Raw genomic sequence first — 18,853 nt, 5'->3', positions numbered from 1 at the left:
CGAATTTAAGGAAATAATTTAAAACAAGTGCAAGGTCAAGAACAATTTCAAAGTCAAATTCAAGTTCAATTGCAAATTCAATTTAAAGTACAAAAAGTAAAACGTCTCTGTGTAGCTCTATCAACACAAAGCAAATTAAAAAAAAACTCGGTGAATCTCTGTGTAAAAAGTTTAACCACAAAGGGCACAATGAAAGCACAAGGAACACAAAAAAATCAGCGATAATCCATTCAATCTGTGTTATCCGCGTTCTAAAACTATATCGTTAGTTCAAAAGATACTTAACAGCAAGACAAACGTTGCGTTTAACCTGAAACCTGAAACCTGAAACTACTCAACTTCCACAGCAAACTGCGAATCGTACAATTTCTTGTAATAACCATTTGGCTTATTAACCAATTCGCTATGTTTACCGAATTCTACGATTTGTCCCTTGTCCATTACGATGATTTTACTCGCGTTGATAACGGTTGCTAATCGGTGTGCGATAACGATAGAAGTTCTATCTTTTGTAATGGTTTCGGTAGCTTTTTGAATCAATTCTTCTGAATGCGTATCGATTGACGAAGTCGCTTCATCCAAAATCAAAATACTTGGATTACTCACATACGCTCTCAAAAAGGCAATCAACTGGCGTTGTCCCGAAGAAAGCATCACACCACGTTCTTTTACGTTATAATCGTAGCCTTCAGGTAAAGACATGATGAAATCGTGCACACCAATTTTCTTAGCGGCTTTGATTACATCTTCTCTAGTAATTGCGTCGTTATGAAGTGTAATGTTGTTGTAAATGGTATCAGCAAATAAGAATACATCTTGCAACACAATAGCAATTTGCTTGCGAAGACTTTCTAAGGTATAGTCGTTAATATTTCGGTTATCAATCGTAATTTCACCCGAATCAATTTCGTAAAAACGATTCAATAAATTTATAATTGTTGATTTTCCAGCACCCGTACTTCCAACAATAGCAATAGTTTCACCCGGTTGGACTTCTAAATTGATGCCTTTTAAAACTTCTTCGTTTTTGATATAACTAAAACGAACGTCTTTCAATTGAATCAACCCTTTAAAATGCGTTGCTTCAACTGTTCCGTTATCTTGAACATCATCATCTTTTTCTAAGATTTCAAAAACTCTATCAGCGGCGATAATTCCCATCTGCATTACGTTGAATTTATCCGCAATTTGACGCAATGGATTGAATAACATGTTGATTAACATGGTGTAAGCGAATAAATCTCCCACAGTAGTTAACGTATCGCCATTTATGATGGAAATTCCAGCGTAATATACAATTGCACCAAGGGTTAACGAAGAAACGATATCGGCAATAGGGAAGAAGATGGAGTTGTACAAAATGTTTTTCAACCAAGCTACGTTGTGTTTTTGGTTGATTTCTTTGAATTTTTCTAATTCAATCGCTTCTCTGTTGAACAATTGCACAATTTTCATTCCGGTTAATCGCTCTTGCACAAAAGTGTTTAAGTTGGCTACTTCGTTTCGAACTTCATTAAAAGCAACTTTCATTTTCTTTTGGAAAATATCGGTAGCGTATATTAAAACGGGCATTGCGGCTAATACGATTAATGATAATTTCCAGTTCATGAAGAACATAATTCCCAAAATCACAATCATTTTCAGAACATCACTCACAATCATAAACAAACCTTGACTGAAAATACTAGCAATTGATTCGATATCGGAAACCGAACGTGTGACTAATTTCCCAACAGGTTCATTATCAAAATACTTCATTTTAAACGAAGTAATATGATGGAATAATTTTTCGCGAATATCTTTAATAATGTCTTGTCCGAGCCAGTTTGCCCAATAGGTAAAGTAAAACTGCGCTAATACTTCTAATAAAAGTACCACTGCCATAATGATTACATATAAAAGTAATCCGTGTTTGTCTTCAGGTTTGATGTATTCATCAACCGTTTGCTTTAGTAAATAAGGTCGCGCTGCAGCAAAAATAGAAAGTAAGATAGCCCAAACGATTACCCAATTGAACCTTTTTTGGTAAGGCTTCGCATAGTGCAATACTTTTTTTAGTGAATTGGATTTGATGAGCTTCATTTATCTATTTTCTATATTCTGTGTTCTATTTTCTAAAATCTATTTTCTGTCTTCAATGTACGGATACCTAACATTCACCAAATACAATCCGTGTGCTGGAACTGAAAATCCGGCTTTTCCTCTGTTTTTACTTTCGATAATCGTTCTTAAATCAGCAACTTCTATTTTGCCTAGACCGATGTTTACCATAGTTCCCACAATCGCTCTTACCATATTGCGCAAAAATCGATCCGCGGTGATGGTAAAGATAAGCTGATTTCCCGATTGTTTCCAATGCGCTTCCGAAATTTTACAATTAAAGGTATTCACATCAGTATGTACTTTCGAAAAACACTCAAAATCGATGTATTCAAACAAAATTTTACACGCTTCATTCATTTTGTCCAAATCCAAACGATGAGAATGGTACCAACTTCCATCGGTAATAAACGCATCTTTAAACGTGTGGATGTAATATTCGTAAGTTCTCGAAGTCGCATCAAAACGCGCATGAGCATCATCTGCCACTTTAAAAAGACGATACACTACAATCGATGGCGGTAAAAATGAATTCAATTTGTGTGTCCAATAGTCGGAATCCAATTCCAATTTGGTTTCAAAATGCGCATACATTTGCTTGGCATGCACACCCGAATCGGTTCTTCCGGCACCTACAATAGCGATAGTCTCTCTTAAAAGGGTAGAAAGTGCCTTTTCCAAAGTTTCCTGTACCGAAGCGGCGTCAGGCTGACTCTGAAATCCGTGGAAGTTTTTTCCGTTGTAGGCAAATTCAATGAAATATCTCAAAATTGGGTGTTTCGTTTTCTTAAATAGCTTGCAAATTTACAAAATTCAAAAGTAAAGTTCGTTTCAAATTGTGATAATAAAAACTTAATTTTGTCTTATGAAGAAAATTCTATTGTTATCCGATACGCACAGTCACATTGATGATGCTATTTTGAAATACGTCAACCAAGCCGATGAAGTTTGGCACGCAGGTGATATTGGAAATTTAGAAGTCACAGATACGATTAAAAAATTAAAACCACTTCGTGCCGTTTATGGCAACATCGACGATGAAAAAGCACGTTTAGAATTTCCATTACACAATCGTTTTTTCTGTGAAGGAGTCGATGTTTGGATTACACATATTGGTGGTTATCCTGATAAATACAATCAAGCAATTCGAGCTGAAATCACAAAAAATCCTCCGAAATTATTCATTTGTGGTCACTCGCACATTCTAAAAGTGCAATTCGATAAAAAATTGAATTTATTACACATGAATCCAGGTGCTTGTGGAAAATATGGTTTTCACCAAGTACGAACCATGTTGCGTTTTGAAATTGATGGCGATAAAATTCAGAGTTTGGAGGTAATTGAACTAGGGAAGAAGTAGTTTTCAGTATTTATCCCGAAACTTCGGGGGCAGTGTTCAGTTTAAATAAAAAAATCCGAAACTTTCGAATCGGATTTTTCACGCACTAATAAACTAAGATGATAGGTTTATCGTAATCGATCAACAGATTTTACGAGATCTTCGTCCTTTTTTATTGCCTTGTTGGCCAAGACTAATAAAACGATAGAAATTGCAGGAAGAAACATCCCAATACCCTTCTCAGAAACTACAGCTTCTCCGGATAAGTTTAGCGAGCGATACACAAAAAATCCTAGTAAAATAAAGTTAAATATCATGTTCAATCTGTTTAACACAAATTGATGTTGTCTCTTTTTAAAATTAATAATACTAAAAACTGCTAATAAAGCCGAAACCACAAATAGGATAATATACAATAAAGAAGAAGTAAAAAACACTTCTTTTTTATCAGTAGTTGTCCATAAAGAAAACACAAATGGCAAAGCTCCCATCACAATTGCGCTGATTGCCATATAAACCGTTTGAATTCTTTGTATCATTTCGAATTAATTTGTTGAGCAAAAATAGTATTTCTTTTCAATTAAAACTATTGTTATATTCAAATTTATTCGTATTATTGCAGTGTATTAGTCGTAAGTACTTCATTCTGCGACACCTTACACCTCAAAAAAAATCTATCATTTTTTTGTTTTAACTCAATCAACAATTTTATTCAACTTATATCCATGTTTGATATTGAAGTATTAAAGGAGATGAAACTCTCTGATTTGCAAGAGATTGCAAAAGTTGCAAAAATCAATAAGTACCGTTCGCTAAAAAAAGACGACTTGGTGTACATGATTCTAGATTTGCAAGCGGCACAGCCAGAAGTTATTAAATCAGATATAGCTCCTGAAACCCCAGAAGAAAAGCCTAAAGAAAAAAGAACACGAATTACCCCAAAAAAAGGAATTGCTAAAGCATCGGAAGTTAAAAAAGATTTATTTTCCGAACCTGTAAAAGTTGAAGAAATTCAATCAGAAAGCAAAGTAAAAGAAGAAGTTTCTGAATCGGCTCCAAAACAAACCCCTAAACAACCTCGTAAAGAGTTTAAAGATAAAAAACCTTTACCAGCAACTAAAAGTGAAGTAACCTCTTCAGAAGAGAAAACAACAACAGAGGCAGTTGCTGCAGAAACCATTTCAAAAGAAAAGATTCAGCCTAAAAACCCTAATCATAAGGCGAATCAAAATAACCCCAACCATCCTGATTACAAAAAGAATGCTCTTACTGAAGTACCAAATGGTAATAATGGGAATGGTAACAAAAATCAAAACCAACATCCAAATAAAAAACAAAATTTCAGAGAACCTGATTATGAGTTTGATGGAATTATCGAAAGTGAAGGCGTTTTAGAAATGATGCCTGATGGTTACGGATTTTTACGTTCGTCAGATTACAACTACTTAGCGTCTCCAGATGATATTTATCTGTCAACTTCTCAAATTCGTTTATTCGGATTAAAAACGGGTGATACTGTAAAAGGAGTAGTGCGCCCTCCAAAAGAAGGAGAGAAGTATTTTCCATTGGTAAAAGTATTGAAAATCAACGGTCACGATCCACAAGTAGTGCGTGATAGAATTGCTTTTGATCATTTAACACCAATTTTCCCAAAAGAGAAATTCAATTTAGCAGAACGCAATAGTACCATTTCGACTCGTATTATTGATTTGTTTTCGCCAATTGGAAAAGGACAACGTGGTATGATTGTAGCCCAACCAAAAACGGGTAAAACCATGTTATTGAAAGATGTTGCGAATGCTATTGCAGCGAATCATCCAGAAGTTTATCTAATTGTTTTATTGATTGATGAACGTCCAGAAGAGGTAACGGATATGCAACGTAGTGTTCGTGGTGAAGTAATCGCTTCTACTTTCGACAGAGAGCCACAAGAGCACGTTAAAATTGCTAATATTGTATTAGAAAAAGCAAAACGTTTAGTAGAATGTGGTCATGATGTTGTGATATTATTAGATTCAATTACGCGTTTAGCAAGAGCTTATAATACAGTTCAACCCGCATCAGGAAAAGTATTGAGTGGTGGTGTAGATGCGAATGCGTTACAAAAACCAAAACGTTTCTTTGGAGCGGCTCGTAATGTAGAAAATGGAGGTTCGTTAAGTATCATTGCAACCGCATTAACAGAAACCGGTTCTAAAATGGACGAAGTAATCTTCGAAGAATTTAAAGGAACTGGAAACATGGAATTACAGTTGGACAGAAGAATTGCCAATAAACGTATTTTCCCTGCAATCGATTTGGTTTCTTCAAGTACGCGTCGTGATGACTTATTATTAGATGAAAATACAATTCAAAGAATGTGGATTATGCGCAAATACTTAGCCGATATGAACCCAGTAGAAGCTATGGATTTCATCCACGACCGTTTCAAGAAAACCAGAAACAACGAAGAATTCTTAATTTCAATGAATGAATAAAAACAGAAACTCCGATGAAAATCGGAGTTTTTTTTATTTTAACCTTTCCAAAACTCCTTTTCGTTGTACAATATTCTTGTAATCCCACTGAATTTCTTTTGCTTTTTGAAGCCAAATTTTTAAATCAGTAGAGTCGATTTCGTTAACCGAATTATAAAAAATAGAAGCATCTTGAAATTTTGCTCCTAAAACATTGAGTTTAGTTTCTTCAAATGACTTTCCGCTCCAAAACATCAATCTAATGCCTTTCTTTTGTTTGCTGTAACCTACAATGGGATTGCCATCTAAAAACCAAACCGGATGGGCATGCCAAATTTTATTTTCTGCTTCTGGTAAATGCAAGTTGATTTGTTCTGCTAATGCATCACAAATTAATTTATCTTCTGTAGATTGCGAGTTGTTATATGTCTGAATATCTAAATTCATAAAACTATTGTTTCAACCAAATGTAATAAAAAACTCCGAGAAGTCTCGGAGTTTAATAATAGTTTTATTTTGAAATAACACATTTAAAAGATCGGTGAAAATCCGTTAAATCTATGTTATCTGTGTTCCAAAAAAATTAAAACCCATTCACAATTGCCAAAAAGTCATCAGCTTTTAACGCAGCGCCACCAATTAATCCGCCATCAACATCAGGTTTAGAAAAAATTTCTTTAGCGTTGTCTGGTTTTACACTTCCACCGTATAAAATGGTTAAGTTGTCTGCGATATCAAATCCGTATACTTTTTCAACTAAAGTTCTTATGAATTTATGCATTTCTTGTGCTTGTTCTGGAGAAGCCGTTTCGCCTGTTCCAATTGCCCAAACCGGTTCGTAAGCCAAAACAATATTCGCCCAATCTTTCTTTTCTAAATGAAACAATCCATCGCGAAGTTGGTATTCCACAACATTAAAATGGTTATTTTGTTGACGGTCTTTCAACTCTTCACCAAAACAAAAAATAACGAGCATTTCGTGTTTTAAAGCGGTATCGACTTTACTAGCTAATAAAGCATCGGTTTCATGAAAATAGGCACGTCTTTCACTGTGACCTAAGATGACAGTTGTTACGCCGATATCGGTTAACATTGAAGCTGCAATCTCACCTGTAAAAGCGCCACCTTCTGCTTGGTGCATGTTTTGAGCCGCAACTGTAATTCCTTTTCCATTCGTAATTTCAACTGCTTTTGATAGGTTGACAAACGTTGGAGCTACAATAATTTCAGTAGTTGTATTTGGTTTTTTTGCGATAATTTCTTCTATTAATGCAACGGTTTCTTTTTGAGTTTTGTGCATTTTCCAGTTTCCGGCAACGATATTTTTTCTCATTGAAATTTCATTTTTATTAATTTCAAAAGTATTAATTTGTTTGTTTAATTAGTACTTTTTGGTCACCTCATTGTAATAAATTTACGCAAAGGTTTGCGAAGATTCGACATTTATTTAACCTTGTTTAATACCTCTTTTATTTTGTCAAAGTCTTTTTCTATGGCTCTGTATAAAACAATTTTACCGGTTTTGTCCACTATTAAATATCTTGGAATCCAATCTACATCTAATGATTTTCCAAATGTTCCTTTCATGTTATCACCAATGAAGTAATTCTCACCTTCCACTTCATATTTTTCGATTCCTTGAATCCATTTTTCAAATGTTTTGTCAAAGGATAAGTTTACAAAAACAACGTCTTTACCATACGTTTGGTTTAATTTTTTTACTTCTGGCATTGCTTTAATACAATCGGAACACCATGAAGCCCAAAGTTCTATAAATATCGTTTTTCCTTCATGTTTTTTTACTACTTCTTGGAAAGTAATTGGCTGATCATTTGTTGTTTTTAAAGTATGATTAAGACTTTCATTTTTAAATGCAGTTTCTTCTTTTTGAGCACATCCTAAAGTGCTGATTAGCATAGTAGCTAAAACGAATATTTTTTTCATAGCTTATTTTTTTAATTCCGAATACGGTTTTTTAATTAATTTTTTGAATTCAGTACCATTGAATTTATTTTCATTAATTCCGTCGTAGTATTTGAATTCGTTTCCATTCCATAAATATTTTACTCCAGGTGTATCTCTTCCTGAACCTAATTCGGTCCAAAACGGAATGACATCAATCATTTTGTATGGGAATTTCGTTCCTGCGAATTCAAAGAAAGTTGGAATTTTCTCTGGTTCTTCGTTCATGAAAATCACATAAATAGGAGGGAAATTCTTGTCTTTTTTACGCATTTCGTTCAATTCTTTTGCGGTATCCATACAGTGGTCGCAACCAGGAACAAAGTAGCACAGAATCTTTTTATCAGTATCAATACCTGGAAAATATTTCTCGTAACCCGATTTTACTTTTTTAGGAGCGTCTTCAGCTTTCTTTTCTTCTATTTTTTTTACGGTATCTTTAACGATTTCAGTTTTTGGTTCTTCTGTAGTTAAGACAGAAGTAGAATCCACAATTACACCTAAATTCTCTTGAATTTCAGAAGTGGGTTCTTCCACAACTTTTTCAACTGGACGAATAGGAGCCACCATAAACAGCCCTAAAATACAGCCTAATCCTACCGATTTTAACAACCAAAAATTCGATTTTCCATCAGCAGGTAGTATTTTGAATAACCAAACTAACAATCCAATAGCAATGATATTTTTAATGATGGCTTCCACCGGTGTCATTGGAATTAGTTCTCCAAAGCAACCACAGTTTCCTGCATTTCCACTCACAAAAGTCGTATAACTTAAATGAATCGTAAATACCGCCAACAATAAAATCGTAGCTGGAATCGTGATTTTTTTTAAGTAGTCTTTCAGTAAAATTGAAATTCCTAATGCAAATTCAATTCCGATTAAAATTCTTGAAAAATAAGGAGCAAAACCTTCTGAAAATCCTAGTGGATATAATTGTTTTACTTCAAAAGTAGAAATTGCAAAATACGGCGATGGATATAATTTGGCTACAGCTGATAGTATAAATAAAGCTGAAATGATAAGGCGTAAAATCCAAGATAGGGTTTCTTTCTTCATATTCAATTTTTAATTTTGATAAAAATACAACATTCAAAAAAAGGAAGCTGTTAACGACTTGTTATTTATTCTCCATTAAAATCAAGGCGAAAACCGAATAGTTAATCATGTCTTGGTAGTTTGCGTCAATTCCTTCCGAAACTAAAGTTTTTCCTTTGTTGTCTTCAATTTGCTTTACGCGAAGTAACTTTTGAATGATTAAATCGGTTAAAGAACTGATTCGCATATCGCGCCAAGCCTCGCCATAATCATGGTTTTTGTTTTCCATTAAGGCTTTCGTTTCCGCAATTTTCTCATCGTATAATCTTACAGCTTCATCAGCTGACATATCTGGTTGATTGGCAACTCCTTTCTCCATTTGAATCAAAGCCATCGCACAATAATTGATGATTCCGATGAATTCTGATGCTTCACCTTCATCCACTTTACGTACTTCGTTTTCTTGTAAACTACGGATTCGTTGTGCTTTAATAAAAATTTGATCGGTTAAAGAAGGTAAACGTAAAACACGCCATGCGGTGCCGTAATCATGTGCTTTTTTTGAAAATAAATCGCGACAAACCGCTATAACTTTATCATATTGTTGAGAAGTATTCGACATTATTTGCTGTATATTTGTGTGAAATTTTTCAAAAGTAAGCAATTAAGTGAAAAGTGAAAAGTGAAAAGTGAAAAGAAATACAAATTAAGATGAATATCAATTGTAACGGAAAATTAATCGATTTATCAACTCCAAAAGTGATGGGAATTTTAAATGTGACGCCCAATTCGTTTTACGATGGTGGCAAGCATAAAGAAATCAATTCGATTATTCATCAGGTAGATAAAATGATATCGGAAGGAGCTGATTTTATTGATATTGGAGCCTATTCGAGTAAGCCAAGTGCCGAGTTTGTTTCGGAAGCGGAAGAAATCAAGCGTTTGGAATCGATTATTAAATCATTGGTTGCTACTTTTCCTAATATTATTTTATCAGTAGATACTTTTAGAGCTAATGTTGCGAAAGCTGCTATTGAAAACGGAGTAGCGATGGTTAACGATATTTCGGCAGGTTTGTTAGATGATAAAATGTTGGAAACCGTTGCCCAGTTGAAAGTGCCATACATTATGATGCATATGCGAGGGAATCCACAAACGATGCAAAGTTTGACAGATTATAACGATATTGTTAAAGAAATGATTTTCTATTTTTCAGAGCGAATTCAAAAGGCGAGAAGCTATGGAATTTCTGATATTGTAATTGATCCTGGATTTGGTTTTGCTAAAACTTTAGAACAGAATTACGAAGTGCTACATAAAATGGAATTGTTTTCAATATTAGAATTGCCATTATTAGTGGGAATTTCAAGAAAATCGATGATTTATAAAGTATTAGAAAGTTCTCCACAAGAAGCCTTGAACGGAACATCTGTTTTAAACACAATCGCATTGCAAAAAGGAGCTAAAATTCTCCGAGTTCACGATGTAAAAGAAGTCGTCGAATGCATAAAATTAGTCAGTAAATTAAAATAATAGCATGAAAAAAATAGTTGCTTTAGTTGCCTTGATAGGTTTGTTTTCTTGTAACAATGAAGAAGTATTGTTGCCTCAAGAAAATGTATCGGTTTTAAAAGAAATGACCGATCATTCGCCAATTTATATGTTTTTTAAGACAGAAGAAAATCCAGAAAATAAAGAAAAATTAGATACGATTGTAGAAGTAAATCGCAAGAATTCTATCGCTTCAACCAATTGGGTTTTCAATATCGACAAACGTTTGCCTCTGAAATTAGTTATTCCAGAAGTGATGAATTTGCAAGATAAAAAGAAACGCAGTTCGCATTCAAAAGAAGGAACAATGAACGTTTTTACATATTCAGATAGTGTGGCGAAGAATTTAGCTTTTTTTCCTTTTACCGATGTAGAGTTTAAATACAGAAAACATTTCTCTAAGTTCTTCATTAAAAAACATGCCGAGCACTACAGAAATTATCACAATTTCACTGTTAATTTTAATAAAGACAATAAAATTACTGTTGATGGAGTAGAGGTTTCAAGAGAAGAATTTGCGACCTATATTAAAGAATTTACCGATTTCACAAGCGATGGAAAAATCACAATGCTACATTTGAATTTCGATAATCGCTTAACGTATGACCAATACATTCAAAATAAAATATTGGCATGGAAAGCAACAAATAACGAAATCCAATTATCTTCTTTTGAGTTTGTTTATGATGAGAAGAAATTACCAGAATGTGGGTGTAAGTTGTAAGTAATAAGTTAAGAATTGGATGAAGTAACTTCCTTTTATCCATTTACCTTATTCTCACTGATGATGATACGGTTCGTTTCTTAAAATCGTAAAACCTCTATAAATTTGTTCGATTACAAAAAGTCGTACCATTTGATGCGAAAATGTCATTTCGGATAACGAAACTTTTCCTTGGGCTTTTTGATAAACGGTTTCACTAAATCCGTATGGACCACCAATAACGAACACTAAGGTTTTAATTCCAGCATTCATTTTCTTTTGTAAAAAGTCAGAGAAACCTACGCTGCTGAATGTTTTTCCGTTTTCGTCGAGTAGAATTAATTGGTCGGTTGGGGTGATTTTGGATAAAATCAATTCGCCTTCTTTTTCTTTTTGTTGGGCTTCGGATAAATTCTTTACGTTTTTGATATCGGGAATGATTTCTAAATCAAATTTCACGTAAAACGACAAACGCTTGGTGTAATCATCAATTAAGGTTTGTAATGATTTATTGTCGGTTTTACCAATAGTTAAAAGACGAATGTTCATGAGGTTTGTTTTTTTAAAAGTATAATTACTCTTTTTGGAGTGATTATTTCACCACATAGAAGCATAGATTTGAACTAAAAAGTAAAAAGACGTTTTACTTTAGATAGTTAACATAGGCTTTGTGTAACCCAATTATTGGGCTATATCCCTCTTTTTTACCTATGTTTCTATGTGGTTTTTTAAAATTATGGAATTTAAAAACAAATTAATTAATTTCTTCCGTTTGTTTTTCTTTGAAATCTACTTCGCAAGCGTAAGAGAATAATTTTTCTTTCTTAATGATATCGGCAGTTCCTTCGGGAAGCATATCTTCCCAACCCGATTCTCCTCTACAAATCATTTTTAAAATTTTTCTAGAGAAGATATTTAAGTTCTTTTCATCATAATCTTTAATGTCAATTACTTTTCCATTGAATTTGAAGAATTTATACAATTCTTTCATTCTAGGATGAACTTTTAAGTTTTCAGAAGTAATGATATTGCCACTTTCGTCTTTCATTGGGTACAAGTACACTTTTAAATCGCGATAGAATAGTTTTCCAAACGCTTCTAAAATTCCTCCTGATAAATGGCGATAATATTTTTCGTCGAAAATTTCAATTAAGTTGTTTACACCCATGGCTAATCCCATACGCGCTTTAGAATAGTTTGAGAAATATTCAACAACTTTGAAATACTCTTGGAAGTTTGAAATCATTACGTTTTTCCCTAATTTACAAAGCAATTCAGCTCTGTCAAGGAAATCGCGTTCGTCAATTTCACCTTCAGCTTTTAAGTTAGAAAGCGTAATTTCGAAAACCACAAACGTATTATCTTCGGCTACTTTATTTTCTTTGATGAACATGTTATATGATTCTTCATACATGTCCATATTTACTTTAGTTACGGGTCTAAAACTTCCTCTTAAAGCTAAAATGTTTTTCTTGTATAATACTGCTGCTGGTAATATGTTTTTTCCATCAGGACCAAACATTACGGCATCGGTCATACCGTTTTTCACCAATTGTAAACTCATTAAACGATTGTCTACATTAGCAAAACGCGGACCGGAAAAATTTACAGTATCAATTTCTAATTGATCTTTGTCTAAATGATCATATAGATAACGTAACAGTTTTTTAGGATCGTTGTATTTATAAAAAGCTCCATAAATTAAATTTACCCCTAAGATTCCTAAAGTTTCTTGTTGTAATTTGGCGTCATTTTCTTTAAAACGAATATGAAGAATGATTTCGTTATAATCTTCATCAGGTTCTACTTGGTAAACTATTCCAACCCAGCCATGCCCTTTGTACTGTTTAGCAAAATCGATAGTAGCTACAGTATTGGCATAACTAAAAAATAATTTGTTTGGATGTTTGTCTCTGCTTAAACGTTGCTCCACAAGATTGATTTCGTGAGTTAACATTTTTCTAAGACGACTTTCGGTTACATATCGTCCGTCTTCTTCCACTCCATAAATGGCGTCGCTAAAGTCTTTATCGTAGGCTGACATTGCTTTTGCAATTGTTCCTGATGAAGCTCCAGCTCTAAAAAAGTTACGAACAGTTTCTTGTCCAGCACCAATTTCGGCAAAGGTTCCGTAAATACTTTCGTTAAGATTTATACGAAGTGCTTTGTCTTTAATTGATGGGATTTGTTCAATAACTTTATCTCCACGAACTTTAATATCTGTAACCATGCTTTTCATTAAAATAAATTTTGGAGGACTTAGTAATAATGTCTCTAATGGCAAAGTTAATCATTTTATAAAAACTACCATAATTATTGTTATTTTTGTGCAAAAGATAACGCTGTGAAAATTTACTTTTTAGGAACCGGAACATCACAAGGAATTCCAGTAATTGGAAGTCATCATTCTGTATGTTTGAGTTCAGATGAAAAAGATAAAAGATTACGTGTTTCCGTTTGGGTGGAAACCGAAAATAGTTCTATTGTTATTGATTGTGGCCCCGATTTTAGACAACAAATGCTCAATTCGAAATGTCAAAAAATTGATGCATTGTTATTTACACATGAACATGCCGATCATACTGCAGGTTTAGATGATATTCGTCCGTTCTTTTTTAAACAAGGTGCCATTGCAATTTATGCTCACAACAGAGTACTTAAAAACTTAGAAAAGCGATTTGATTATATTTTTGAAAATGAAAACAAATATCCTGGAGCTCCTTCAGTGGTTGAAAACGAAGTAATTCCAAACCAATCCTTTGTTGTAAATGAACAAATAATTATTCCAATTAATGCTTATCATGGTTCGTTACAAGTTTTTGGATATCGCATTCAAGATTTTGTGTATTTGACTGATGTTAAGACGATGGAATCATCTGAAATTGAAAAAATAAAGAATTGTAACGTTTTAGTTGTAAATTGTTTGCGAGAAGAGTCCCATGCAACACATTTTAATTTAGAAGAAGTTTTACATTTCATATCTTTGGTGCGTCCAAAAACGACATATTTAACTCACATTAGTCATTTGTTTGGTTTTCATGAAGAAATTCAGAAGAAATTACCACCAAATGTTTTTGTAGCTTATGATAATTTAGAAATTAATATTTAAGATTTATGAAGAACGTAATTTTGTATGCTTTGATTTTTTCATTGTTGTTTAATGTATTTCAATATGTAAATTCTACAAAAATATTAGATGCAAAAGACAAAGAAGTTGCAGGAATTAAAAAAAATCTTGAAACCGCTCGCGATTCAGTTTTAAAGCTTTCTAATGCAAATTATTTTGCTTTAGAAAGTGATGAAGATGCACAAGAATACTTGTATTCTAACAATTTGGATTATAAAGAAGTGGCCATTAAAGTACGAGAGGACTTAATTGCGTTAAACGAAAATAAAAACGGAAATCCATTAGTGCCTTACGAACCTATTAATGGTAAACCCTTTTTAGTAAATACTTCTAAAGTTTTAAATCACAGATGGATTATTGCCGAGTTTTCAAATGGAGAATTATGGGGACAAATATTGGTGAAATATTTTGTTACTGAAGGTAAACCTACAAATTTTGAAACAATAGAAACCGTTTTGTATCCTAAACAAAGAATAGATTAAATCGCAACACAATGTCAACTACAACTACAAAAACCCAATTAGAATGTTACTTTGATCAGTTTAGAAAGGATATAATTGGTATCAATCAAAGTTTTCAATCACCTTTTGGCGAAAAGAGAATAATTTATACCGATTGGACTGCCAGTGGAAGATTATACCGCCCAATTGAAGAGAAGTTAATGAATGAATTTGGTCCGTTTGTTGCCAATACCCATACAGAAACTTCGGTTACAGGAACGGCTATGACAATGGCATATCATGAAGCACGTCACATAATCAAACATCATGTGAATGCCAATGAAAATGATATTCTAATTACCGATGGAACAGGAATGACAGGAGTTGTAAATAAGTTCCAGCGCATTTTAGGACTTCGTATTCCAGAGAATTTAAAAGAATTTACTACTATTCCAAATGCTATTAAACCTATAGTTTTTATTTCACACATGGAACATCATTCTAATCAAACGTCATGGTTAGAAACGATTGCTGATGTTGAAATTATTCCAGCGGATGAAAATGGATTATTTAGTATCGAAAATTTAAAAGTTTTATTAGATAAATATAAAGACAGAAGTTTTAAAATAGCTTCAATTACCTCGTGTTCCAATGTAACCGGAATTAAAACACCTTATCATGAAGTGGCGAAATTGATGCATCAAAATAACGGAGTTTGTTTTGCTGATTTCGCTTGTTCGGGTCCGTATGTGAATATCAATATGCATCCGGAAGATCCAGAAGCTTATTTAGATGCGATTTTCTTTTCGCCTCATAAGTTTTTAGGTGGCCCTGGCACTTCGGGAGTTTTAATTTTTAACAAGAACTTATACAAAAATAACGTTCCTGATTGCCCAGGTGGTGGCACCGTGAGTTGGACCAATCCTTGGGGTGAGCACAAGTACATCGATAATATTGAAGATAGAGAAGATGGTGGAACTCCAGGTTTTTTACAAGTGATGAAAACCGCTTTGGCGATTCAATTGAAAGAAAAAATGGGTGTTCAGAATATTTTAGATCGCGAACACGAATTGATTGATTATATTTTTTCAGAATTAAATTCTATTGATAATTTACACATTTTAGCCAATCAGCATCAAAATAGACTAGGAGTAATTTCGTTTTATATTGATGATTTACATTATAACTTAGGAGTAAAATTACTAAATGATAAGTTTGGAATTCAAACACGTGGAGGTTGTAGTTGCGCGGGAACTTATGGTCATTATTTGTTACACGTTGACCAAGAAACGTCACACGATTTGGTTTGTAAAATAACTTCAGGTGATTTAATCCAAAAACCAGGATGGATTCGTATGTCAATTCATCCAACAACAACAACTGAGGAGATTGAATATGTTTGTGAAAACATCAAAGCTTTAGCAGCTAATCACAAAGAATGGGGTATAGATTATCAATATAATCCCAAAACAAATGAATTTGTTCATAAAGAGGCCAAAGGCGATATCAAAGAAATGGTTCACAATTGGTTTAATTTATAAAAAAGAAAGCTCAGTAATTACTGAGCTTTTTCTTTAATATGTTTCCATCTTTTATGTGTCCATAAGTAAAATTCAGGTGCTTCGTAGATTTGTTCTTCTACAAGTTTTAGAAATTTATCTGTGATTTCATAATTTGGAACCGATTTTACATCTTCTGAAAGTACTTCAAAACTAGCTTGGTAATAACCACGTTTTACTTTTTTAACTTTCAAAAAAATCACATTCATATCGAATCTTTTAGCTAGCATTTCGGCACCAGTGTGCACGGGAACAATATGCCCCATAAACGGAGCCCAATGATAAGCTGCATTTGCTTTTGGCGATTGATCACTTGCGAAGCCATACAATCCTAAAATATGGTTTTTATGATTTTCAGTAATAGTTGGGATAGTTTGCTTAGTTGTAATTAATTCGGCTTTAAACTTAGAACGAATACGTTTTACGAGTTTATCAAAATACGGATTAGCCAATTTTTTATAAATACCAAAACCTTTGAAATTAGTATAATAATTCATTGAAACTACCCATTCGTAACTCGCATAATGTGCACACATCAAGGCAATACTTTTATTCTTTTTTTCCATTTCGTAATACACTTCCATATTACTAAAAGAGAAACGTCTTTCAATTTCTTTTTGAGTAATGGTGATGGTTTTTATCATTTCTAAAAACATATCACACATATGACTGTAAAATTTCTTTTCTATAATCAATCTTTCTTTTTCTGATAAATGAGGTAAAGCCAGTTTAATGTTAGCACGCACTACTTTTTTTCTGTACCCAATGATATTATACGTTAAAAAACAAACAAAATCAGAAAACAAATAAAATATTGGGAAAGGTAATATGGAAATTAACCATAGAATTGGATAAATTATGATGTAAACTAATAATTGCATTCCTAAATTTTTTACAAATATACTTTTTTAGTTAGAAGTATATTCGCCAAACTATTCTTAAATTTACAAAAAAAACTTTATGAACATTGTTTTATTAGTGATTTTAGCAGCAAATGTTTTAATCAGTTACAAAGCTTTTAACGATACCCATTTCTTTAGAAAATACGAATTTCATATCGGAAGCATCCGTTCAGGAGAGCAATATAGGATGTTTTCTTCTGGTTTTTTACATGTTGATTTTGCTCATTTGTTTTTCAATATGTTTACGCTTTATATGTTTGCTCCATTTGTAATAGCGAATGTTGGAGCATTGTATTTTGCTTATTTATATTTTGGTAGTTTGATAGCGGGTAACTTACTAACCTTGTATTTTCATAAAGAAGACTATTATTACAGAGCAGTAGGAGCTTCAGGAGCTGTTACCGGAATCATTTATAGTGCCATTTTATTAGAGCCCAATTTGTATATGTACGGAATTATTCCGGGGTATGTTTTTGGATTTGCCTATTTACTATTTTCAATTTACGGAATGAAGGCCAAAAATGACAATATTGGTCATGTAGCACATTTTGGTGGCGCTATTGGCGGATTTGGGATAACATTAGCCAAACATCCATTTTTAATTTCTGAAGAGCCAATAACAGTAATTGCCTTATTAATACCAATAATAATCTTATTTATTTTGGCTAAAATGAGGAAAATATAAATCCCTACATTTTTGGCATAATACTTGAAAACTTCTAATTATTAAAACATACAGATATGAAAAAAATAATCTTATTATTAGCATTAGTCACTGCCTCAATTCAGGCTCAGGAAGTAAAACAAGTACCACAAATTAGCGTTTCGGGAGAAGGAAAAATTAAAGTAATTCCAGATGAAGCACTTATAACGGTAGCGGTTGAAAACACGGGAAAAGAAGCCGCCGAAGTGAAAAAGAAAAACGACGAAATCGTAGATAAAGTGTTGAAGCTAATCAAACAAAGAGGTATTCCAACAGCTGATTATCAAACGCAACGTGTGAATTTGTACAAAAACTACGATTATAATACGAAAAAATACAATTATGTAACAAATCAAACCATTTCTATTAATTTGAAAGATTTGTCTAAATATGATAAATTAATGATGGATTTAGTAGATAGCGGAATTAACTCGATACAAGGGGTAGAATTCAAATCATCTAAAATTAAAGAATATGAAACTCAAGCTCGCAAGAAAGCCATTTTAGATGCGAAACAAAAAGCAGAAGATTATGTTTCGGTTTTAGCGGGACAAAAAGTAGGGAAGGCCTTAGTAATTTCAGACAACTCTTATACAAATTACCCAAGACCAGTCTATGCTTCAATGAAGTCAGCAGATGTAGCTTATGAGCAAATGCCAAAAGAAACTCTAGCCATTGGAGAAATTGAGATTATTTCTAATGTATCAGTTTCGTTTGTGTTAGAATAAGAATTATTTAAATAAATAGAAAAGCCAGAATGAAAGTTCTGGCTTTTTACTATACTTTAAAATGGCGAGTAGCCATGAATAGTTTTTTTGGTTTTTTTGGATTGCGACTTAGCTAAGTGTCGGCTAGCTAAACAATTTATTTTCCTGCTAAGATGATTTTCTTGTGGAAGATTAACCATTTATTAAAACCGCTGTGCTTGTTGCACAACTCAAATATACAAATACTTGCATAAAAAAGAGATAAT

The 18,853-nt window shown here is 33.1% G+C and carries 20 protein-coding genes; 9 read left to right on the top strand and 11 right to left on the bottom strand.

What is annotated here, in order from left to right:
• Window positions 1–330: 330 nt before the first annotated feature.
• Complete coding sequence (locus tag V7P59_RS07380) at window positions 331–2,082, bottom strand: ABC transporter ATP-binding protein (RefSeq protein WP_333809518.1); 1,752 nt, start codon at window positions 2,080–2,082, stop codon at window positions 331–333.
• Between the two features lie 39 nt (window positions 2,083–2,121).
• Window positions 2,122–2,868: a tRNA pseudouridine(38-40) synthase TruA gene (gene truA, locus V7P59_RS07375; RefSeq protein ID WP_333809517.1), complete on the bottom strand. Its 747-nt coding sequence runs from the start codon at window positions 2,866–2,868 to the stop codon at window positions 2,122–2,124.
• 97 nt (window positions 2,869–2,965) lie between these two features.
• Here truA and V7P59_RS07370 point away from each other — a divergent pair, with 97 nt between their 5' ends.
• Window positions 2,966–3,460, top strand: coding sequence for a metallophosphoesterase family protein (locus tag V7P59_RS07370; protein ID WP_333809516.1), 495 nt, complete (start codon window positions 2,966–2,968; stop codon window positions 3,458–3,460).
• 107 nt (window positions 3,461–3,567) lie between these two features.
• On the opposite strand, the gene V7P59_RS07365 is transcribed toward V7P59_RS07370, so the two are convergent.
• Window positions 3,568–3,978: a DUF4293 domain-containing protein gene (locus V7P59_RS07365; protein WP_333809515.1), complete on the bottom strand. Its 411-nt coding sequence runs from the start codon at window positions 3,976–3,978 to the stop codon at window positions 3,568–3,570.
• A gap of 186 nt (window positions 3,979–4,164) precedes the next feature.
• Between V7P59_RS07365 and rho the strand changes: the two genes are divergently transcribed.
• On the top strand, window positions 4,165–5,916 hold the full coding sequence (gene rho / locus V7P59_RS07360) for a transcription termination factor Rho (protein ID WP_333809514.1): 1,752 nt from the start codon (window positions 4,165–4,167) through the stop codon (window positions 5,914–5,916).
• Between the two features lie 33 nt (window positions 5,917–5,949).
• Here the strand turns inward: rho and V7P59_RS07355 are convergent, their stop codons facing one another.
• The 5 genes from V7P59_RS07355 to V7P59_RS07335 all read right to left on the bottom strand — a co-directional run bounded on the left by V7P59_RS07355 (window position 5,950) and on the right by V7P59_RS07335 (window position 9,517).
• Complete coding sequence (locus V7P59_RS07355; RefSeq protein WP_333809513.1) at window positions 5,950–6,342, bottom strand: DUF1801 domain-containing protein; 393 nt, start codon at window positions 6,340–6,342, stop codon at window positions 5,950–5,952.
• Window positions 6,343–6,478: 136 nt separating this feature from the next.
• Window positions 6,479–7,228, bottom strand: coding sequence for a triose-phosphate isomerase (gene tpiA / locus V7P59_RS07350; protein ID WP_333809512.1), 750 nt, complete (start codon window positions 7,226–7,228; stop codon window positions 6,479–6,481).
• Between the two features lie 110 nt (window positions 7,229–7,338).
• Window positions 7,339–7,839, bottom strand: coding sequence for a TlpA family protein disulfide reductase (locus V7P59_RS07345; protein WP_333809511.1), 501 nt, complete (start codon window positions 7,837–7,839; stop codon window positions 7,339–7,341).
• A gap of 3 nt (window positions 7,840–7,842) precedes the next feature.
• Window positions 7,843–8,916 carry a MauE/DoxX family redox-associated membrane protein gene (locus V7P59_RS07340; RefSeq protein ID WP_333809510.1) on the bottom strand — a complete coding sequence of 358 codons (1,074 nt, stop codon included), beginning with the start codon at window positions 8,914–8,916 and terminating at the stop codon, window positions 7,843–7,845.
• Between the two features lie 61 nt (window positions 8,917–8,977).
• A complete protein-coding gene (locus V7P59_RS07335) occupies window positions 8,978–9,517 on the bottom strand; it encodes a DUF1599 domain-containing protein (RefSeq protein ID WP_333809509.1) in 540 nt (179 codons plus the stop codon).
• An 89-nt stretch (window positions 9,518–9,606) separates the two neighbouring features.
• On the opposite strand from V7P59_RS07335, the gene folP reads away from it, so the two are divergent.
• Together folP and V7P59_RS07325 are read left to right on the top strand one after the other, a co-directional pair.
• On the top strand, window positions 9,607–10,428 hold the full coding sequence (gene folP, locus V7P59_RS07330; RefSeq protein WP_333809508.1) for a dihydropteroate synthase: 822 nt from the start codon (window positions 9,607–9,609) through the stop codon (window positions 10,426–10,428).
• Between the two features lie 4 nt (window positions 10,429–10,432).
• Window positions 10,433–11,170, top strand: a complete 738-nt coding sequence (locus tag V7P59_RS07325; protein WP_333809507.1) for a hypothetical protein — start codon at window positions 10,433–10,435, stop codon at window positions 11,168–11,170.
• Between the two features lie 54 nt (window positions 11,171–11,224).
• On the opposite strand, the gene rlmH is transcribed toward V7P59_RS07325, so the two are convergent.
• A complete protein-coding gene (rlmH, locus tag V7P59_RS07320; protein ID WP_333809506.1) occupies window positions 11,225–11,698 on the bottom strand; it encodes a 23S rRNA (pseudouridine(1915)-N(3))-methyltransferase RlmH in 474 nt (157 codons plus the stop codon).
• 205 nt (window positions 11,699–11,903) lie between these two features.
• Window positions 11,904–13,379: a TonB-dependent receptor gene (locus tag V7P59_RS07315; protein ID WP_333809642.1), complete on the bottom strand. Its 1,476-nt coding sequence runs from the start codon at window positions 13,377–13,379 to the stop codon at window positions 11,904–11,906.
• A gap of 114 nt (window positions 13,380–13,493) precedes the next feature.
• On the opposite strand from V7P59_RS07315, the gene V7P59_RS07310 reads away from it, so the two are divergent.
• From V7P59_RS07310 to V7P59_RS07300, 3 genes are read left to right on the top strand one after another with little or no spacing between them, the layout of a single operon-like run.
• A complete protein-coding gene (locus tag V7P59_RS07310) occupies window positions 13,494–14,258 on the top strand; it encodes an MBL fold metallo-hydrolase (RefSeq protein WP_333809505.1) in 765 nt (254 codons plus the stop codon).
• Window positions 14,259–14,263: 5 nt separating this feature from the next.
• Window positions 14,264–14,758 carry a hydrolase gene (locus V7P59_RS07305; RefSeq protein ID WP_333809504.1) on the top strand — a complete coding sequence of 165 codons (495 nt, stop codon included), beginning with the start codon at window positions 14,264–14,266 and terminating at the stop codon, window positions 14,756–14,758.
• 11 nt (window positions 14,759–14,769) lie between these two features.
• Window positions 14,770–16,257: an aminotransferase class V-fold PLP-dependent enzyme gene (locus tag V7P59_RS07300; RefSeq protein ID WP_333809503.1), complete on the top strand. Its 1,488-nt coding sequence runs from the start codon at window positions 14,770–14,772 to the stop codon at window positions 16,255–16,257.
• Between the two features lie 17 nt (window positions 16,258–16,274).
• Here the strand turns inward: V7P59_RS07300 and V7P59_RS07295 are convergent, their stop codons facing one another.
• On the bottom strand, window positions 16,275–17,156 hold the full coding sequence (locus V7P59_RS07295; RefSeq protein ID WP_333809502.1) for a lysophospholipid acyltransferase family protein: 882 nt from the start codon (window positions 17,154–17,156) through the stop codon (window positions 16,275–16,277).
• Between the two features lie 79 nt (window positions 17,157–17,235).
• On the opposite strand from V7P59_RS07295, the gene V7P59_RS07290 reads away from it, so the two are divergent.
• Entirely contained in the window at window positions 17,236–17,862 is a 627-nt protein-coding gene (locus tag V7P59_RS07290) for a rhomboid family intramembrane serine protease (RefSeq protein ID WP_333809501.1), read from the top strand.
• Window positions 17,863–17,918: 56 nt separating this feature from the next.
• Window positions 17,919–18,608 (top strand): SIMPL domain-containing protein, encoded by a 690-nt coding sequence (locus V7P59_RS07285; protein WP_333809500.1) that lies wholly within the window; start codon window positions 17,919–17,921, stop codon window positions 18,606–18,608.
• The last annotated feature ends 245 nt before the right edge of the window (window positions 18,609–18,853 follow it).

The organism is Flavobacterium sp., assembly GCF_036782315.1.
Taxonomy (GTDB): domain Bacteria; phylum Bacteroidota; class Bacteroidia; order Flavobacteriales; family Flavobacteriaceae; genus Flavobacterium.
This window is presented reverse-complemented; position numbering and strand designations above follow the sequence as displayed.

Coding starts and splice junctions, on each gene's coding strand:
- rlmH (WP_333809506.1), bottom strand. CDS start 11,698: ATGAACATTCGTCTTTTAACTATTGGTAAAACCGACAATAAATCATTA.
- V7P59_RS07345 (WP_333809511.1), bottom strand. CDS start 7,839: ATGAAAAAAATATTCGTTTTAGCTACTATGCTAATCAGCACTTTAGGA.
- rho (WP_333809514.1), top strand. CDS start 4,165: ATGTTTGATATTGAAGTATTAAAGGAGATGAAACTCTCTGATTTGCAA.
- V7P59_RS07305 (WP_333809504.1), top strand. CDS start 14,264: ATGAAGAACGTAATTTTGTATGCTTTGATTTTTTCATTGTTGTTTAAT.
- V7P59_RS07365 (WP_333809515.1), bottom strand. CDS start 3,978: ATGATACAAAGAATTCAAACGGTTTATATGGCAATCAGCGCAATTGTG.
- V7P59_RS07380 (WP_333809518.1), bottom strand. CDS start 2,082: ATGAAGCTCATCAAATCCAATTCACTAAAAAAAGTATTGCACTATGCG.
- folP (WP_333809508.1), top strand. CDS start 9,607: ATGAATATCAATTGTAACGGAAAATTAATCGATTTATCAACTCCAAAA.
- V7P59_RS07370 (WP_333809516.1), top strand. CDS start 2,966: ATGAAGAAAATTCTATTGTTATCCGATACGCACAGTCACATTGATGAT.
- V7P59_RS07285 (WP_333809500.1), top strand. CDS start 17,919: ATGAAAAAAATAATCTTATTATTAGCATTAGTCACTGCCTCAATTCAG.
- V7P59_RS07295 (WP_333809502.1), bottom strand. CDS start 17,156: ATGCAATTATTAGTTTACATCATAATTTATCCAATTCTATGGTTAATT.
- V7P59_RS07335 (WP_333809509.1), bottom strand. CDS start 9,517: ATGTCGAATACTTCTCAACAATATGATAAAGTTATAGCGGTTTGTCGC.
- V7P59_RS07325 (WP_333809507.1), top strand. CDS start 10,433: ATGAAAAAAATAGTTGCTTTAGTTGCCTTGATAGGTTTGTTTTCTTGT.
- V7P59_RS07315 (WP_333809642.1), bottom strand. CDS start 13,379: ATGGTTACAGATATTAAAGTTCGTGGAGATAAAGTTATTGAACAAATC.
- V7P59_RS07300 (WP_333809503.1), top strand. CDS start 14,770: ATGTCAACTACAACTACAAAAACCCAATTAGAATGTTACTTTGATCAG.
- V7P59_RS07290 (WP_333809501.1), top strand. CDS start 17,236: ATGAACATTGTTTTATTAGTGATTTTAGCAGCAAATGTTTTAATCAGT.
- V7P59_RS07355 (WP_333809513.1), bottom strand. CDS start 6,342: ATGAATTTAGATATTCAGACATATAACAACTCGCAATCTACAGAAGAT.
- V7P59_RS07340 (WP_333809510.1), bottom strand. CDS start 8,916: ATGAAGAAAGAAACCCTATCTTGGATTTTACGCCTTATCATTTCAGCT.
- tpiA (WP_333809512.1), bottom strand. CDS start 7,228: ATGAGAAAAAATATCGTTGCCGGAAACTGGAAAATGCACAAAACTCAA.